Source organism: Devosia sp. Micro-HW1, assembly GCF_056341075.1.
This window is the reverse complement of the sequence record NZ_CP094375.1, coordinates 791187-807915: the sequence shown is the minus strand read 5'-3', so window position 1 is coordinate 807915 and position 16729 is coordinate 791187. Positions and strand designations below refer to the sequence as shown.

Below are 16729 nucleotides of genomic sequence, written 5' to 3'. Positions count from 1 at the left end.
CCCTTTTGCAATAGAATATCGGCAATCAGCGCGAGAAGGGCACTTCGGCGCGCAAGCTGTCACCAGACTCGACATAGACGACTTCGAAGGTCACGTGGATGTCTTCGGGATTGAGCTGAATCTGGGCGGTAATGTTGAGGTCCTTGCCTTCTTCATCCTGATCGCGCTCACGCAGGTTGAAGATCAGGCCGGAGCCGCGCTTCTGACCGACGGCGATGCCGGTGAAGGTGGCGTTGGAGGTCATGGCGGCCTCAAAGCGCTTGTTGGCCTCGACATAGGCCATGGTGCCCGCGACCGACAGGTTGGTGCCTGCGAGAGCGCAGCGGCCGCTATAGTTGACCTTATCCTGGTTACCCTGGCTGAGGGTCAGGCGGCACACGACCGATTCCTGGTTGGCGCCATAAAGAACGCCGCGTCCACGCCATTCGCCGATATAGGACTGAAGCAATGCGACGTCGGCCGGTGCGGCGACGGCCGGAGTGACGCCGGCAATCGCGGAGAACAGGAGACCTGCCAGCGCCGCAGCACGGGTCAGGGATCCGAAAGTGGTCATGGCAGGAAGCCCTCCAAAAAGCGAAACAAGCCCCCCGGCCGTTCAGCGAATCATCGATAGCAAATTTGCCATTCTTTTGCGCCTCACCTCGCCAGAAATTGCGCGAGTGCCGCAAACGCATGGCAAGAGTGTGTTGAGCGCCACAGGACGTCAGCTCCCTGGTGACGGATCGAGTTTCCCGCGGGGCGCGCCCGAGGCAGCGCGGGGCGCGCCTGGGGTCGTGTGGGTGTCGGCGGTCGGATCGTCCGGCGTGGGATCACTGTCGACCATGCGCACGCCGATCTTGCCGAGCGGGTGGAAGAACTTGCCACCCGCGGCCAGAAGGGCCGGCAGGATGAACAGGTCGCCGATGACGGCAAAGGCCAGGGTGGATACGAAGAGCGTGCCAAAAAGCGCCACCTGAGGCAGCTCGGAGAAAGTCACGATGATTACGCCCGAGCACAGAATGATCGTGGTGGCGACAATGGCGCCACCGATGCGGTCGAGCGTGTGCTTGACGGCCTCGAGGTGAGGCAGGCCCTCGTCGCGTCGCGAATGCAGGTAATGCGACAGGAAATGCACTGTGTCGTCCACAGCGATGCCGAAGGCGATGGTAAGGGCGATGACCGTGGTCAGCTGCAGCCCCGCGCCGGTAAGATAGAGCCAGGCAATGGTCGCCAGAACCGGGAAGAGGTTGGGAATGGCCGATGCGAGCGCTACGCGGAAGGACTGGAAGGCGAAGCCGATCAGCCCGAGATTGACCAGCACGGACAGGGTGAGGTCGAGCTGCAGTCCGCGCACGATGTCATCGGTGGCAAACGTGGTCAGGATGCGGAAGCCGCCGACTTCGGCGTCGGAAATGCCTGCGGCCTCAAGTTCGGCATCGAGATCGCTGACCAGCTGCTTGAGCACGTCGGAATCGATGATGGTCGGCATAAAGCCGGTCACCAGCGCCTGCGAGCCGTCATCGGTGACGAAGCGCTTGCGCATGAAGGGGCCGACGGCGTCGAAGACTTCCTCGCGGGTGAATCCGCTTTCGGTATAGTTGGTCATGCTCGCGGCGGAGATGACCTTGTTTTCGCCCAGGTGGCTTTCGACGATTCGATGGACCGTGGCGACCTTTTCAAAGTCGACGGGGGCGATGTTGGGATCGTTGCCCATGAGCGGCACGCGCACATAGAGCGGGGCCACGCCACCAACGCCTTCATCGATGCTTTCGGCCGCGGTCAGCGCGGTGGATTCCTTGGCGACAAAGTCCTCGAAGGAAAACTGCGGCTTGATCAGCCCATAGGGCACGAACAGCACGATGGTGACGACGATGGCGAGGATGGAAATTGGCCGACCGAAGCGGCTGGCGAGAAACCAGCTAAGGGGCAGGGGGGCCGTCAGCACCATGCTCGATTTCGGCGGGGCCTTGAAGCCGAGGCGCAAGGCGAGCTTGAGCAGCAGCGGCAGGAAGGTCATCAGGCAGACAAAGAGCAGGAACGTGCCCAGGGCACCGGCCATGGAGAATTCGCGAATGCCCTGACCGGGGGTCAGCGCCAGCGAGGCGAAGCTGACAAAGGTGGTGAGCATGGTCAGCGCGGCAGCCGGGCCGACGAGTTTGACCGTGGCGTCCACCGCCTTGTTGGGCTCCATGCCGTCGCGCCAGAAGGCCAGCCAGTTGAAGACGAAGAACATGGATTCGGCAAAGGAGATCACCAGCACCAGCGTCGTGACGATGATGGTGAGGAAGGAGAATGATCCGAAGAACATGAGGATCATGCCCATGGACCACATCACCGCGAGGAATGGCGTGGCGGCCACGATGATGGCGCCAAAGAAGGAGCGCAGTGCGAAGAGCGCGATGATGGCGCCGAGACCAAAGCCCCAGACGGTGAACTTGATCTGGTCGTCCACCGCGGCATTGAGCATTTCCGAGGTCCAGATCGGCGGGCCGGTCAACTCGATGCTGAGGTCGGAGCGGTCGTAGAAGGCGATGGTTTCACGCAGGCTCTCGATCATCGCCTTGGCGCCCCGCTCCTTCACCAGTTCCTGATTGGGGAACATGATGAGCACGACGCCGGTCAGATCGGGGGTGATGAGGTTGCGCATCATCGGATCGTTCTGCTGAAGATCCATGAGGGCCATGGCCACTTCATCTGACGTCAGCATGCCCTCCGGCACGGCGGGCACGGAGCCGCCGCCGCTTTCGGGCCTTCGCAGGGTGAAGGGGGACATGGTGCCGACCGCGAACTCGTTCAGCTCAAGATCGAAGGCGAGCGTGCGCACCTGCTCGATGACCTCGGGGTCGACCAGATTGGGGGCGTTGACGAGGAGGTAGATGTCGTTCTCGAACGTGCCGAAGGTGTCGGAGAGATGCTCGTAGGCGTCGTAATACTGGCCTGAATGGGCATAGACGCGCAGCAGGTCACCATCGACATTCGCCTTGGGAATCTGGGTGAAGGCGAGGATGGTGAAGGCCAGGACGGCAAGGGCAGTGAGCCGCGGAAACCGCAGGGTGGTGAGGCCGATATATTCGAGACCAAAACCAATAGAGCGCTTGTAGAGGACGCGGTCGAAGATACGTTTCAGAAAAGAACCCGAAGACACCAGAACCCGACTCCCCCTTGGGCGGCTAGAGGGCTTTTTCTACGGGTTTGATGGGGTGACGTCCAGCATTTGCGGCCGGACGGCAAAGAAGTGAGCGGCCCGCCAGAGTACAAGCGGGCCGCAGGGGATCAGCCGCGAAGAGCCGCCGCGTTGGCCGCCAGAAAATCGGCCAGGCTTTGCGGTTTGCGGCCGGAGTAACGCTCGACCACGTCTGTGATAACGGCGTGATGGCCGGCAGCGGCGTCGAGATCGAATGCGACCAGCAAGGCGGCATAGGGGCCAGGCAGGCCGGCAGCCTCAAGGCCCGCCTGCAACTGAGGCCCGCTCAGACCCACACGGGTCACTTGTTTGCCCGTCAGCTCCGTATAGAGCGCGGCGAGCTCTTCCTGGGTGACGGGGCCAGGGCCGGTCACCTCGACAATTTCCTTGCCCGTCGCCGAGAGCAGAGCTCCGGCAGCGGTGCGAGCAGTATCGAGACGCGTGACATAGTTGCGGCCGCCGCCATTGGTCGCGTCGAACAACTGGCCGCTGGCCAAGGCTGACCCGGCGCCGACAATGGCCATTTCGGCATAGATGTGATCTCGCAGCAGGGTGAAATCGAGGCCGGAGGCGGCGATGGCCTGTTCGGTCCAGTAGTGATCGGCGATGCCGGCGGCATCGGCGTTAGGGCGGGCGTTGGGCGCCGAAGTATAGGCGATGTATTTGACGCCGGCGGCCTTGGCGGAAGCGACGGCATCGGTGTGCTGCTGAAGCCTGTTAGGAGCGAGGCCGCTGATCAGCAGGACGCGGTCGACACCGGCGAAGGACTTGGCAAGGCTTGCCTTATCGTCGAAGTCGAGATGGCGCACCTCGACGCCCCTGGCCGCGAAGTCCGCCAATTTGGCGGTGTCGCGCGTGCCGGCGATGATCCTGGTCGCGCCGCGCGCCAGCAGTTCCTCGACCGCCAGACGGCCGAGCTGGCCGCCAGCACCGGTGACCAACAGGGTCTGGTCCTTGAATTGAGTCATGTCGAAGGCTCCTTGATTGACGAACTTGATTCTCTTGCAGTGAGTAGCTCTGGAGAGTAAGTCTCCAAAAGAGAGTGCCTATCTAGTGCGGCGATGCACGGCTGAAAAGGAGGCACTTTTTTAGCCAAAGATTACCTGGAGGTAAGTGCATGCAGCAGGGACAAGACATTGCCAGCGAATTCGTGGAGCGCTGGAACGAAGCTGCAGAGTTCGAACAGACCGGAACCTGTCCGGTGCGGCATATCCTCGACAAGATTGGCGACAAATGGAGCATGCTGATCGTCATGTACCTGGCGGCTGGCCCCAAGCGCTTTAACCAGCTGCACCGGGAAATTCCCGATATTTCGCAGAAGATGCTGACGCAGACGCTGCGCGACCTGCAGCGGGACGGGCTGGTGTCGCGGCATGTGTTTGATACCAAGCCGCCATCCGTGGAGTATCGACTGACCGGGCTGGGGCAATCGCTGATCGTGCCCTTTGGTCACCTGATCGACTGGGCCAACAGGAGCATACCAGGGATTGTTGCAGCGCGGGAGCACTTCGACCGGGCCGTGCTGGACTAGCTGGAAGCCGCGGTTTCGGCTTGCTATCGTCATCCCAGAGGGGACATTGACGATGAAAACTCTCCGTATACTGCGCTGGGTTCTGATCGTGATGGTGGTGATGGTCGTCGTCACCGGGCTGGGTCTTTGGCTCTGGGCCCGGCCAGACCGTCCCGGAGATTTCTATCGCTCCATGCAGCCGGCCGAGCCGCCGGGAACGCTTCTCGCCGTGCAGCCCTATGAGCTTGACGTACCGGCAGGCGCAGAAGCCTGGCTCATCCTCTATTCGACAACGCGCATCGACGATGCACCGGCGGTGGCGAGCGCCGTCGTGATGATCCCGACCGGTGCGCGAGGGCCGCTGAAGCCGGTGGCCTGGGCCCATGGCACGACGGGGATTGTCCCTGGTTGTGCGCCGTCGGTGGTTGGGCCGTTCGACAACGTGCCCGCGGTGACAGAATTGCTGGCCGAGGGTTGGGCCTATATCGCCACGGACTATGTGGGGCTCGGAACCGAGGGCGGACACGCCTACCTCGTTGGCGACGATGCGGCGCGGGCCGTGCTCGATTCCATTCGTGCGGCAGCGCAGATGGACGAAGCCGAGATTGGCACAGAAGCGGTGATCTGGGGCCATTCGCAGGGCGGCAATTCGGCGCTCTGGGCGGGCATGAGGGCACCTGACTATGCCCCCGAGATCAGTATTGTGGGAGCCGCGGCCTTCGCTCCTGCCAGCGACATGCCCGCCCTGATCGAAACGGCGCAAGGCGGCATGTTCGGCAAGATTGTATCGAGCTATGTGATCGAGGCGTATTCAAATGCCTATCCCGATGTGAACCGGGACGCCTATGTCAGCGGCCCTGCCTCGGCGTTGGCGAGGGACATTGCCGGCCGCTGCGTGGCCGATGCACGGACCTTGTTTTCGGTCTTCGAAACCAGGATCCTGCCTGCCGCCGGCATTTTTTCGGCAGATCCGGGCACGGGACCACTCGGCGAACGACTGCGCGAAAACATTCCCGCCGGTCCCTACGAAATGCCCGTATTCATCGGCCAGGGGCTCACCGACGACCTGGTCCTGCCTGCCGTGCAGCAGGGCTTTGCCCAGCAGCTGTGCGATGCCGGCGTCGTCCTGGATTATCGCGACTATGCCGGACGCGACCATGTTGGTGTGGTTGCCGCGGATTCTCCCCTCGTTGCGGACCTCATCGCATGGACCACTGCACGTTTCGCAGGGGAGACACCGACCAGTACCTGTCAGGGGCGGACCGAGGTTCCAACCTGATGCGGCGGGGAGGATCTCTCCACAGCTCAAACGCCCGAAAATTGGTAATCCAGCGCGGAATCGCCTATCTAACGAACAACTGGAACCAACGTAGAATCACAACGTGACAGATACGCCCGAAGATGTGAGCGGCGGCAGCCTTCCGCCCTCCGACATCGCCCCAATCTACATCACCGATGAAATGCGCAAGAGCTATCTCGACTACGCCATGAGCGTGATCGTCAGCCGTGCGCTTCCGGATGTCCGGGATGGCCTTAAACCCGTGCACCGGCGCATCCTGTTCTCGATGAGCGAGAACGGCTACGAGTACAACAAGCCGTTCCGCAAATCGGCTCGTGTGGTCGGCGACGTGATCGGTAAATATCACCCGCATGGCGATCAGTCGGTGTACATGGCCTTGGTGCGCATGGCGCAGGAATTCGCCATGGGCGAAATGCTGGCCGAGGGTCAGGGCAATTTCGGTTCGGTCGACGGCGACATGCCGGCAGCCATGCGCTACACCGAAGTGCGCATGCAGAAGATCACCAATTCCCTGCTCGACGACCTCGACAAGGACACGGTCGATTTCCGCGACAATTATGACGGCTCGGAACGCGAGCCGACCGTGTTGCCGGCGCGCTTCCCAAACATGCTGGTCAATGGCGGCGGCGGTATCGCCGTGGGCATGGCGACCAATATCCCGACGCATAACCTGGCCGAGACCATCAATGCGGCTTTGGCTGTCCTAGACAATCCCTCGATCACCACCGAGGAACTGCTCGAACACCTGCCGGGCCCGGATTTCCCGACAGGCGGCATCATTCTGGGCCGTGCGGGTATCCGTCAGGCCTATGAAACCGGCCGCGGCTCGATCATCGTGCGCGGGCGCTCAACCGTCGAGGAAGTGCGCAAGGAACGCGAAGCCATTGTCATCACCGAGATCCCGTATCAGGTGAACAAGGCGGCGATGGTGGAACGGATCGCCGAGCTGGTCCGCGAGAAGCGCATCGAAGGCGTGGCGGACCTGCGCGACGAATCCAGCCGCGAAGGCATGCGCGTCGTCGTCGAGGTGAAGCGCGATGCGCTGCCCGACGTGGTGCTCAACCAGCTTTATCGCTTCACGGCCTTGCAGAGTTCGTTCGGCTGCAATTTCGTGGCGCTCAATGGCGGCAAGCCGGAGCTGATGAATCTCAAGCAGATCCTGGACGCCTTTATCACTTTCCGCGAGGAAGTGGTGACGCGCCGTGCCCGGTTCCTGCTCAACAAGGCCCGCGACCGCGCCCATATCCTGGTTGGCCTGGCCGTGGCCGTGGCCAATATCGACGAAGTCATAGCCCTGATCCGCACCGCACCCGATCCGGCGACGGCGCGCGAGCAGCTGATGACCCGCCGCTGGCCCGCTGCTGACGTGGAGCCGCTGATCCGACTGATCGACGATCCGCGTCACCGCATCAATGACGACGGCACGTTCAACCTTTCCGAAGAACAGGCGCGCGCAATTCTAGAACTGCGTCTTGCCCGTCTCACGGCGCTGGGTCGCGACGAAATCGGCGATGAACTCAATGGCCTGGGCGCGGAAATCGAGGACTATCTCGACATTCTGAGGAGCCGCGAGCGCGTGCGTACCATTATCCGCGAGGAACTGGTGGAAATCCGCGAGCAGTTCGGTTCGCCGCGTCGCACGGAAATTTCGGACCATGTCGCCGATTTCGACGACGAGGACCTGATCGCCCGCGAGGACATGGTCGTGACCGTGAGCCATGCCGGCTACATCAAGCGCGTGCCGCTTTCGGCCTATCGGGCGCAGAACCGTGGCGGCAAGGGCCGTACCGGCATGTCGACCCGCGAGGAAGATTTCGTCGCGCGGCTCTTTGTGGCCAATACGCATACGCCGGTGCTGTTCTTCACCAGCCGCGGCATTGCCTACAAGCTCAAGGTGTGGCGCCTGCCGCTGTCGGCAGCCAATGCCAAGGGCAAGGCGCTGATCAACATCTTGCCGCTCGAACAAGGCGAACGCATCACCTCGATCATGCCGCTGCCGGAGGATGAAACCTCCTGGGGCAATCTCGACATCATGTTCGCCACGACCCGCGGCACGGTGCGCCGCAACTCGCTGGCCGACTTCGTGGAAGTGCGCCAGAACGGCAAGATCGCCATGAAACTTGATGAGGGCGATGAAATCGTCGGCGTCGAGACCTGCACCGTCAACAATGACGTGCTGATGACCACGGCCCTGGGCCAGGCCATCCGCTTCCGCGTCGACGACGTGCGCCTGTTCAAGGGCCGCGACTCCATGGGCGTGCGCGGCATCCAGCTGGCCGACAAGGACGTCGTGATCTCGATGGCCATCATCAACCACTCGGATGCCACGGCGGAAGAGCGGGCCGCCTATCTCAAGATGAGCCGGGCGCTGCGTGGCGAGGATGAGGGCGAGGATGCCGTCTCGGACGAGGGCGAAGTGGTGGCCGGTGCGCTGCCGCAGGATCGCTACGCGCTGATGAGCGCGACCGAGCAGTTCATCCTGACCATTTCCGAGAACGGCTATGGCAAGCGGACCTCGAGCCACGAATACCGGATCACCGGACGCGGCGGCAAGGGCATCGTGGCCATGGCGGTGAACAAGCGAAATGGCAATCTGGTGGCCAGCTTCCCGGTGGAAGAAGAAGACCAGATCATGCTGATCAGCGATGGCGGCCAGACCATCCGACTGCCTGTCGGCGGCGACAAGCCGATCGGCATCAAGGGCCGCTCGACCCAGGGCGTGATCGTGTTCGATACGGCCGAGGACGAGAAGGTCGTGTCCGTGGAGCGCATCAGCGAACCGGAAGGCGAGGAGGGCGAATTGCCCGACGCGCCGGAAGCTCCGGGTGACGGTCCTTCTGAGGAATAGGAAAGGGGCGCTTCGGCGCCCCTTCGCTTTGGCCATGACGCCTTGTGCCCGCAGGCCGTGGGAGACGAAAATGAGGGTGGATGGATCATGTCACTGTGGCGCGATCAGCTTTGAAGCAGAGATCGATCCCGAGCGCGTACGCATCTGCCATTGCACCGATTGCCAGCAATTGTCAGGTACCGCCTTCCGCGTGATCGTGCCTTGCGACGAGGACGAGTTCCGCCTGCTGGCCGGTGTGCCGAAGATCTACGTGAAGACGGCCGAGAGCGGGCGGAAACGCCAGCAGGCATTCTGCGGTGACTGCGGCTCGCCGATCTACGCCACGTCGGACGAGCCAGCTGGATCGCGCAGTCTCGGCCTGCGCGTGGGCACGCTCCGGCAAAGGCGTGACCTAGTACCAAGGCGCCAGTTCTGGTTCCGATCGGTGCTCCCCTGGTTGCCGCAGCTTCCCGGAATTTCGGCCGACGGAACCGCTCATCAGCAGTGACGTCATAGAGGGGTTTGCCCTTGCTGCCGATAGGCCCTTGCAAAGGCTGCGATGCGGTGGCTTGCTCCATGTAAGAGGAGTCTTGCCGTGTTCGATCTTTCCGTGCTCATCCCCTATCTCGGGGCCTGTTTCCTGCTCGCCATCGTGCCCGGTCCAACTGTTACCGTGATTGTCGCCAATTCGCTGGCGCGCGGCACGGGGGCGGGGCTGGCCATTGTTGCCGGGACGCAGGCCGGGTTTCTGGTGATGACGCTGGTCGTGGCTTTGGGCATGCAGGCGCTGGTGGCCTTCATGGGCGCGGCCTTTGACTGGATCAAGCTGATCGGTGCGGCTTATCTGGTCTGGCTCGGCTTCAAGATGCTGCGCAGTGACGGCGACCTTGGCGCGGTCGAGGCGGAGCGGGGCAAAAGCAACCTGCGCACGGCGCTGGAGGGCTTTCTGGTCATCCTCTCCAATCCCAAGGCACTGATCTTTCTCGGGGCCTTCCTGCCGCAGTTCGTCGATGTCAGCCAGCCGACTTTTCCGCAGGTGCTGGTCCTGGGCCTGTTTTTCATGGTGGTGGCCGGCTCGACCGACGCCATCTATGCTCTCGTGGCAGGTCAGGCGCGGGGTCTGCTGAGTGCAGCGCGGGTCCGCATGGTGTCGCGGGTTTCGGGTGTGATCCTGATGTTTGGTGGTGTGTGGCTGGCTTTGCAGAAACGGGCCTGAGCCTTCGTCTCCCCGCTCATCTTTTTCATCAAGGAATTCGCCCAATGCCTTCTACCCGAATCGAAACCCGCCGCGGCTGGCTCGGTGACCGGCGCCGCGACTTTATCGAGGCGGTGCAGGCCGCGCTTGTTGCCGGCATCCTCATTCCCGAAGGCGACCGCTGCGTGCGGTTGCTGGAATTGGACGAGGATGCGGTGATTTCGCCGCCCAGCGCGGGGCCGCGCTATACGGTCATCGAGATCAGCCTGTTTACGGGTCGCAGCATCGAAGCCAAGCGACGGCTCTATGCTTCCATGGTGGAAAAGCTGACGCCCTTCGGGCTGGCACCCAACGAGATCAAGGTAATCCTCCACGAAGTGCCACGGGAAAACTGGGGTCTGCGCGGCCTTCCTGCGAGCGAAATCGAACTGGGTTTCCGTGTTGACGTCTGACACTGCACCTCCACCGAGTTACGCCGCCCTCCTGATCATGAAGCCCGCGCGGCGGCTGGCGCTGGCCAGCGTGCCGGCAGATTTCTCGGACTGGCTCGACTACGCGGCGGTGATCGCACTGGTGGTGTTTGCCTGGGGCGAGGGGCCCTATGTGATGGCCCTCTTGGCCATGGCGCTGAGCCTGCCCTATGTGCTTGTCGGCCCTTTCCTGGCCGTCATCGTCGACCGGGCGCCGATCCGCACGGTGCTTGTGCTGAGCAACCTGGGGCGGGGGCTGGCGACGCTGGCCTTTGCCTTTGTCGATCAGACAGCGGTGTTACTGGCGCTGGTGCTGCTGCGAGGCTGCATCGATTCCGCCTTTACTCCGGCGCGTCAGGCAGCCATCCAGGCGACCACGCCCCTGGCGCTGCGTGGCCATGCCAATGGGCTGCATCAGGCGATCAACCAGACGTCAAAGATCGCCGGCCCGGCCGCAGGCGGCCTGCTGTTGGCAGTGTGGCAGCCGCAACAGGTGTTCCTGTTCAATGCCGCGCTATCCCTCGTAGCCATGGCATTGGCCGCTACCGTAATGGTGCCTGCCCGGACCCCTTCGGATGAGGCAAAGGGGAAGTTCTTCACTGAATCGCTCAAGGGTGTCGCTGAATTCCGGCGTAGCAGCAAATTACTGATTGCGCTTATCTTTTCGTCCTGCGCCTATTTCGCGTTCTTTCTCTATGACGCGTTGATTGCCCTATTGGCCGATGGTTTTGGCTTCGATGCCACGCTGTTCGGCCTGTCCATCGCCGCCTCAGGCTTTGGCGGCTTGTTCGGGGCGCTGATCGCGGGGCGGCTGGCCGAGAAGCGGCCAATACTCAGCATGGCGCTGGCTGCCATGGTGTCGGGCACGACGACAGCGTTGCTGGCCATTGCGGCGACGATGGGCTGGCCGGTGCAGCCCGCGGGTTTCCTCATGGTGCTTGGCTTCATGGGCGGGGCGACCGCCTTCATGCTGGTGCCATACCGGACCATCGTTCAGCGCGAGGCGCCGCCCGACCGGATCGCGAGGGTGTTTGCGACAGGCGAAGCTGTCATCGTGGGGTCGATGCTCTCGGCGCCACTGATCGGCAGCTTTATCGCCAGCCAGTGGGGCACGCCGATGGCGTTCCTGGCCGGTGCCGTCATGCTGGTCCTGCTTGGTGCCGGCACGCTTGCCTCGGTGCTGCGCTCGTGACAAAACCGCTTTAAAGAACAAGAGGAAGGGTGGAAATGAACGGTCTGGTCGGGTTTTATCCGGGTTCCTTCGACCCGTTGACCAATGGGCATCTCGATGTGATCGAGCGCGCCTGCAAGCTGGTCGATACGCTGGTCGTTGCGGTTGGCGTCAGCGCCACCAAGAAGAACCCGCTTTTTACCCACGAGGACCGTGTGGCCATCCTCGAACAGGTGCTGCCGCCCATCGGGACCCGCACGAATACGCAGTTCCGCATCGTCGACTTCTCCGGGTTGATGGTGCAGGCAGCGCGCGACAATGGCGCCAAGCTGATCATCCGCGGGCTTCGCGACACGACCGACTATAATTACGAGATGCAGATGGTGGGGATGAACGCCCAGATGGCGCCCGATCTGCAAACCGTTTTCCTGCCTTCCAGCCCACCCGTGCGGCATATCTCGGCCACATTGGTGCGCCAGATCGCAGAGATGGGCGGAGATATTTCCGCTTTCGTCCCTCCAATCGTCCTCAAGGCTCTCAAGTCCAAATGACCAAGTTCTTCCGCACCACCCTCGCCGCACTTTCGCTTGGCGCAGCCCTGGTTGCCGCTCCGGCCTTCGCCCAGTCGGGCGCGCCGCACCTGATCCTGACGCTGGAAGACGGCGTGGTCGATATTGAATTGCTGCCCGAACTGGCGCCAAAGCATGTTGAGCGCATCGTGGCGCTGACTGAGGCCGGTGAGTATGACGGCGTCGTCTTCCACCGCGTTATCGACGGCTTCATGGCCCAGACCGGCGACGTGGCCAATGGTGACTCGGACGATGCCAGCTACAACCTGCAGATGGCCGGCACCGGCGGTTCGGACCTGCCGGACGTGGAAGCAGAATTCAGCTCGGAAAGCTTCCAGCGCGGTATCGTTGGCGCTGCCCGCTCGCAGAACCCGAACTCGTTCAACTCGCAGTTCTTCATTACCTATGCCGATGCCAGCTTCCTCGACAACCAGTACACCGTGTTCGGCAAGGTCGTGAGCGGCATGGAAGCCGTCGACGCCCTGGAAAAGGGCGCGGGCCAGAGCGGCGCCGTCGCCAATCCCGACAAGATCGTCTCGGCCAAGATCGAGTATAAATGAGCTGATAGTCCTCTCCCTGTCGGGGAGAGGTGGCTCGGCGTCGTGAGCGGATGAGGGATACTTCAACCTCCAAAGGGGCTGTTGCGCTCCCTTCATCCGGCGCGACGCGCCACCTTATCCCTTACGGGGAGAAGATTGAGCGAGCCTTGCGCCCGTGGCGCAATCGCCTTACATGCGGGCCACCGTTTCCCAAAGAAAGTTGCAAAAAATGGCCTATGCAGATCCGGAAAACACCCTCGTCGTTGAAACCACCAAGGGCAAATTCGTCATTGCGATGAAGCCCGAAGTGGCGCCCGGCCATGTCGAGCACATCAAGAAGCTGGCCCGCGAAGGCGCCTATGACGGCGTGGTGTTCCACCGCGTGATCGAGGGCTTCATGGCCCAGACCGGCGACGTGAAATTCGGCAATTCCAACCTGACCGAATTCAACCCGCGCATGGCCGGCACTGGCGGCTCGAAGTATCCGAACCTGAAGCAGGAATTCAACGCCGAGCCGCACAAGCGCGGTACGGCCTCGATGGCCCGTGCCCAGGACCCGAACAGCGCGAATTCGCAGTTCTTCATCTGCTTTGCCGATGCACCATTCCTCAACCGCCAGTATACTGTTTGGGGCGAAGTCATCGAGGGCATGGAGAATGTCGACCAGATCAAGCGCGGCGAACCGGTTGTCGATCCCGACAAGATGGTCTCGGTCAAGGTTGCTGCCGACATCGCCGAGTAAGTTCGGCGCGGCGATCATTGCTGCTGCATTTTTGGCCCTCGCTTCGCCCGTTCAGGCAAGCGGGGGCCTTTTTTGTGAGGGCGAGGGCGGCTCGGTGGATATCGCCATGGGGCGTCTCGTGGTGATGCAGGTGCTGGGCGCCAATGCAGAAATCGACGGCAAGTCCTACTCGACGGGCCCGGAGCGCGGCGAAGGCGAGCCTTTCGCGGTGGGCCAGGCTTTTTCTGAGGGCGACAACCTGATGGTGGATTTCGTCGATCCCAATTTCGAAAACATCATCGTCAGCCTGCGCGTGGTCTGGGATCGGACCGCCGAAAGCTATTCTGGTGTCCTCAGTACGCCGGCCACAAAGGTCGACGTCGTCTGCATGGAGGGGTGAATGCGCTCGTGCATCATTGGCGTTGTAGGGGCCGTGCTTCTGGCGGTGCCGGTTGTGGCCCTCGACACAGTGGTCTGCGAGGATGCCGAGGGAGCAATCACCTTCACCTATGTGACCGGACCAGCCCTGGTGCAGCCGGTGCTCAGCGTCGAGATGCAGCTCACCGATGATTTTGGCATCTCCACTGACCCTGACCATCCCGATCATGACGGGGAATATGTCTCGAGTGGCTTTATCGGCGAGGATGTCGAGGGCGGGGATGTGTCGTGGAAAGACGACGGCGGCAGCGAGCATCTGGCGATGAGCTTCCGCATTGGTCGGGTTTACGAGGCGCGGAAGGCGCAGGTGGGCGGCGTGGTCTCGGTCGCCGGCGGTGGCCTCTGGACGGTCACCTGCCGGTCGAGCGATCTGGGAATGTAAGGCCAGCAGCTGACTTGACGGGGTAGGGCGCAGAGGCTCTGGTCGGCTTCCCGGACTTGCCAAAGTGAGTCCGCTTCTCGTCTCAGGTTGCTGATTTTGAAAATGGATACAGTTCTTTGGGCGCTGATGGGCGTCATCGCGGGCGCCTGCATTGCGGCGCAGGCGCCGATCAATGCCAGCCTTGGCCGCGCACTGGAAGTGCCGGTGGCGGCGGCGGCGGTGTCGTTCCTGGCCGGTGGCGTAGTGCTCTGGGCACTGGCCTTTATTTTCAGCCATCTCAGCAGCACGCCGATCAATTTCGGCGCGCCGGCGCCGTGGACCTTCGTGGCCGGTGGGCTTTTGGGCGCGTTCTATGTGTTCTCCAACATCACCCTCACCCCGGTCATGGGCGCCGCTGCAGTCATGGCGCTTTCGGTGACCGGACAACTCGTCGGTGGCCTGTTCCTCGACAAGATCGGGTTCATGGGGATGGCCGTACGAGAAATCTCGATGGGGCGCATCGCCGGGGCCGCTTTGCTGGTCATCGGTGCGGTGATGATCCGGGTGCTCTAGCGGGCCGGACGGGACGGGTTGGGTCCGGCCGGGGAACAGCTTTGCGCGATGCCCCGTTTCCGAGCGTGAAGACCCATGCTAACGAGCCCTCATGCGCGTATCTGAATTCGACTTCATCCTGCCCGAGACCCTGATTGCCCTGCACCCGGCGGAGCCGCGCGACAGCGCGCGCCTGCTGGTGGTGCGACCGGGTGAACCCCTGGCCGATCAGCATATTCCCGACCTCAAGACGTTGCTGCGACCAGGAGATGTGCTTGTCGTCAACGATACGCGGGTGTTGCCGGCGGAATTGAAGGGCACGCGGGTGCGCGGCGATGTCAGGGCCAATGTGTCGTTCAACCTGCATAAGCGTGTGGACGGCCATACATGGCGGGCCTTTGCCCGGCCGGCCAAGAAGCTCCACCTGCTCGACCGACTGGAATTGGGCAATGGCGACGCGGAACCGCTGATCGCACGCGTGGCCGGCAAGGGCGAGACGGGCGAAGTGACGCTGGAGTTCGAGCTCGGCGGCGCTCAGCTCGACGAGGCAATCAAGTCGCATGGGGCTATGCCGCTGCCCCCCTATATCGGCGCCAAGCGGGCCGTCGAGGAGCGCGACAAGGTCGACTACCAGACCGTTTATGCTGCCGAGGATGGCGCCGTGGCGGCGCCGACGGCAGGCCTGCACTTCACTGAAAAACTGCTGCAGGACCTTTCCGACATGGGCGTGACCATGGAGCGGGTGACGCTGCATGTGGGCGCCGGCACCTTCCTGCCGATGAAGGCGGACGATACCGAAGACCATGTCATGCACTCCGAATGGGGCGAGATCGACCAGGCGACTGTGGAGCGCATCAATGCCCGCCGCAAGGCGGGGGGAAGGGTGATCGCCGTGGGAACGACGAGCCTGCGGCTGCTGGAAACGGCATCACGCGCGACGGGCGAGCTGCAACCGTTTGTAGGGGACACGGATATCTTCATCACGCCCGGCTTCCGGTTCCGGACGGTCGACGTGCTGATGACGAATTTCCATCTGCCCAAATCGACGCTGTTCATGCTGGTCAGCGCTTTTTCGGGGCTGGATCAGATGAAGCGCGCCTATGAGCACGCCATCGCCTATGGATATCGCTTCTATTCCTATGGAGACTCGTCGTTGCTGCACCGGGCGCCGCATCCCGAGGATGACGTGTGACCGCGCGCCAGGCGCCAATCACCCGCTACACGGCCCGTATTGCGTCCATCCTCCGCCGCGAAGCCGAGCTGGACCAGTCGCACATGACGCTGTCGCGACTGGTGGATGTGCTGGGCCAGAAGGCGCACCGCCTGCTGCTGCTCGTGGTGTCGCTGTTCAACATGATCCCGGGGCCGCCCGGCTATGGCGGCACCATCGCGCTGACGACCTGCACCATTGCAGTCGCCATGCTGATGGGACGGCCGATCCGGCTGCCTGGTATCATTGGCCGTCGGCGTTTGCCGCTCGACCTGATGATCAAGGCGACCGACAAGATTGTACAGGTGGCCGGCATTCTGGCCCGGTTCTCTCGAGCGCGTTTGCGTTGGCTCACCTCCGCGGCGGCTAACACGCCCTATGCGATACTCGTCATCTGCGTAAGCCTGGTCATGGCGCTGCCGGTGCCCTTCATCAACGCCATTCCGAATGTAGGCCTCTGCATCATCGCCTTTTCAATGCTGAACCGGGACGGCATCGGCGTGATTGTCGGGCTGATGGCGACGGCCATAGGCCTCTGCGTCGCCATCGCCATTGTCTTCGGGGCCTTCCATCTGGGACAGGCCGCAATTGGGATGCTCGGCGCTGGTTAGATCCCGGCCGCGTCGTGGACCAGCGTGCCGCTGAAGCCGCAGGCGGCGCCGTGGTAGGGCATGCAGCCCTCCTTTTCCTCGACCGTCAAGGT

The 16729-nt window shown here is 62.6% G+C and carries 18 protein-coding genes; 15 read left to right on the top strand and 3 right to left on the bottom strand.

Going from position 1 to position 16729, the window contains the following annotated elements; translation table 11 throughout:
* Positions 1–25: 25 nt before the first annotated feature.
* The 3 genes from MQW79_RS03700 to MQW79_RS03690 form a co-directional block, all read right to left on the bottom strand.
* Positions 26–553 carry a hypothetical protein gene (locus tag MQW79_RS03700; protein WP_476586907.1) on the bottom strand — a complete coding sequence of 176 codons (528 nt, stop codon included), beginning with the start codon at positions 551–553 and terminating at the stop codon, positions 26–28.
* Between the two features lie 150 nt (positions 554–703).
* Entirely contained in the window at positions 704–3124 is a 2421-nt protein-coding gene (locus MQW79_RS03695; RefSeq protein WP_476586906.1) for an efflux RND transporter permease subunit, read from the bottom strand.
* Positions 3125–3252: 128 nt separating this feature from the next.
* On the bottom strand, positions 3253–4131 hold the full coding sequence (locus MQW79_RS03690; RefSeq protein WP_476586905.1) for an SDR family oxidoreductase: 879 nt from the start codon (positions 4129–4131) through the stop codon (positions 3253–3255).
* A 149-nt stretch (positions 4132–4280) separates the two neighbouring features.
* Here MQW79_RS03690 and MQW79_RS03685 point away from each other — a divergent pair, with 149 nt between their 5' ends.
* The 15 genes from MQW79_RS03685 to MQW79_RS03615 all read left to right on the top strand — a co-directional run bounded on the left by MQW79_RS03685 (position 4281) and on the right by MQW79_RS03615 (position 16637).
* Positions 4281–4694, top strand: a complete 414-nt coding sequence (locus tag MQW79_RS03685; protein WP_476586904.1) for a winged helix-turn-helix transcriptional regulator — start codon at positions 4281–4283, stop codon at positions 4692–4694.
* Positions 4695–4746: 52 nt separating this feature from the next.
* Entirely contained in the window at positions 4747–5952 is a 1206-nt protein-coding gene (locus MQW79_RS03680) for a lipase family protein (protein ID WP_476586903.1), read from the top strand.
* A gap of 181 nt (positions 5953–6133) precedes the next feature.
* Positions 6134–8821: a DNA gyrase subunit A gene (gene gyrA / locus MQW79_RS03675; protein WP_476588179.1), complete on the top strand. Its 2688-nt coding sequence runs from the start codon at positions 6134–6136 to the stop codon at positions 8819–8821.
* A gap of 70 nt (positions 8822–8891) precedes the next feature.
* The gene (locus MQW79_RS03670) at positions 8892–9308 is read left to right on the top strand and encodes a GFA family protein (RefSeq protein ID WP_476586902.1); all 417 of its coding nucleotides are present in this window, start codon (positions 8892–8894) and stop codon (positions 9306–9308) included.
* An 87-nt stretch (positions 9309–9395) separates the two neighbouring features.
* Positions 9396–10016 (top strand): LysE family translocator, encoded by a 621-nt coding sequence (locus tag MQW79_RS03665; RefSeq protein WP_476586901.1) that lies wholly within the window; start codon positions 9396–9398, stop codon positions 10014–10016.
* A 44-nt stretch (positions 10017–10060) separates the two neighbouring features.
* Positions 10061–10447, top strand: coding sequence for a tautomerase family protein (locus MQW79_RS03660; protein ID WP_476586900.1), 387 nt, complete (start codon positions 10061–10063; stop codon positions 10445–10447).
* Positions 10437–11657, top strand: coding sequence for an MFS transporter (locus MQW79_RS03655; protein WP_476586899.1), 1221 nt, complete (start codon positions 10437–10439; stop codon positions 11655–11657). The genes MQW79_RS03660 and MQW79_RS03655 overlap by 11 nt, the downstream gene beginning before the upstream one ends.
* 35 nt (positions 11658–11692) lie before the next feature.
* Positions 11693–12187, top strand: coding sequence for a pantetheine-phosphate adenylyltransferase (gene coaD, locus MQW79_RS03650; RefSeq protein WP_476586898.1), 495 nt, complete (start codon positions 11693–11695; stop codon positions 12185–12187).
* Entirely contained in the window at positions 12184–12765 is a 582-nt protein-coding gene (locus tag MQW79_RS03645) for a peptidylprolyl isomerase (protein ID WP_476586897.1), read from the top strand. The genes coaD and MQW79_RS03645 overlap by 4 nt, the downstream gene beginning before the upstream one ends.
* 208 nt (positions 12766–12973) lie before the next feature.
* Positions 12974–13486: a peptidylprolyl isomerase gene (locus tag MQW79_RS03640; RefSeq protein ID WP_476586896.1), complete on the top strand. Its 513-nt coding sequence runs from the start codon at positions 12974–12976 to the stop codon at positions 13484–13486.
* Between the two features lie 106 nt (positions 13487–13592).
* Entirely contained in the window at positions 13593–13865 is a 273-nt protein-coding gene (locus MQW79_RS03635; RefSeq protein ID WP_476586895.1) for a hypothetical protein, read from the top strand.
* On the top strand, positions 13866–14285 hold the full coding sequence (locus tag MQW79_RS03630) for a hypothetical protein (RefSeq protein ID WP_476586894.1): 420 nt from the start codon (positions 13866–13868) through the stop codon (positions 14283–14285).
* Between the two features lie 102 nt (positions 14286–14387).
* Entirely contained in the window at positions 14388–14837 is a 450-nt protein-coding gene (locus tag MQW79_RS03625) for a DMT family transporter (RefSeq protein WP_476586893.1), read from the top strand.
* A gap of 91 nt (positions 14838–14928) precedes the next feature.
* The gene (gene queA / locus MQW79_RS03620; protein ID WP_476586892.1) at positions 14929–16008 is read left to right on the top strand and encodes a tRNA preQ1(34) S-adenosylmethionine ribosyltransferase-isomerase QueA; all 1080 of its coding nucleotides are present in this window, start codon (positions 14929–14931) and stop codon (positions 16006–16008) included.
* Positions 16005–16637, top strand: a complete 633-nt coding sequence (locus MQW79_RS03615) for an exopolysaccharide biosynthesis protein (RefSeq protein ID WP_476586891.1) — start codon at positions 16005–16007, stop codon at positions 16635–16637. Before queA ends, MQW79_RS03615 begins: the two co-directional genes overlap by 4 nt.
* Positions 16638–16729: the final 92 nt, after the last annotated feature.

What these genes read in the sequence shown, in the direction of transcription:
- MQW79_RS03670 (WP_476586902.1), top strand. Translation starts at nt 8,892, where the DNA reads ATGAGGGTGGATGGATCATGTCACTGTGGCGCGATCAGCTTTGAAGCA.
- MQW79_RS03630 (WP_476586894.1), top strand. Translation starts at nt 13,866, where the DNA reads ATGCGCTCGTGCATCATTGGCGTTGTAGGGGCCGTGCTTCTGGCGGTG.
- MQW79_RS03680 (WP_476586903.1), top strand. Translation starts at nt 4,747, where the DNA reads ATGAAAACTCTCCGTATACTGCGCTGGGTTCTGATCGTGATGGTGGTG.
- MQW79_RS03700 (WP_476586907.1), bottom strand. Translation starts at nt 553, where the DNA reads ATGACCACTTTCGGATCCCTGACCCGTGCTGCGGCGCTGGCAGGTCTC.
- MQW79_RS03640 (WP_476586896.1), top strand. Translation starts at nt 12,974, where the DNA reads ATGGCCTATGCAGATCCGGAAAACACCCTCGTCGTTGAAACCACCAAG.
- coaD (WP_476586898.1), top strand. Translation starts at nt 11,693, where the DNA reads ATGAACGGTCTGGTCGGGTTTTATCCGGGTTCCTTCGACCCGTTGACC.
- MQW79_RS03645 (WP_476586897.1), top strand. Translation starts at nt 12,184, where the DNA reads ATGACCAAGTTCTTCCGCACCACCCTCGCCGCACTTTCGCTTGGCGCA.
- MQW79_RS03625 (WP_476586893.1), top strand. Translation starts at nt 14,388, where the DNA reads ATGGATACAGTTCTTTGGGCGCTGATGGGCGTCATCGCGGGCGCCTGC.
- MQW79_RS03635 (WP_476586895.1), top strand. Translation starts at nt 13,593, where the DNA reads ATGGGGCGTCTCGTGGTGATGCAGGTGCTGGGCGCCAATGCAGAAATC.
- gyrA (WP_476588179.1), top strand. Translation starts at nt 6,134, where the DNA reads ATGCGCAAGAGCTATCTCGACTACGCCATGAGCGTGATCGTCAGCCGT.
- MQW79_RS03690 (WP_476586905.1), bottom strand. Translation starts at nt 4,131, where the DNA reads ATGACTCAATTCAAGGACCAGACCCTGTTGGTCACCGGTGCTGGCGGC.
- MQW79_RS03660 (WP_476586900.1), top strand. Translation starts at nt 10,061, where the DNA reads ATGCCTTCTACCCGAATCGAAACCCGCCGCGGCTGGCTCGGTGACCGG.
- queA (WP_476586892.1), top strand. Translation starts at nt 14,929, where the DNA reads ATGCGCGTATCTGAATTCGACTTCATCCTGCCCGAGACCCTGATTGCC.
- MQW79_RS03685 (WP_476586904.1), top strand. Translation starts at nt 4,281, where the DNA reads ATGCAGCAGGGACAAGACATTGCCAGCGAATTCGTGGAGCGCTGGAAC.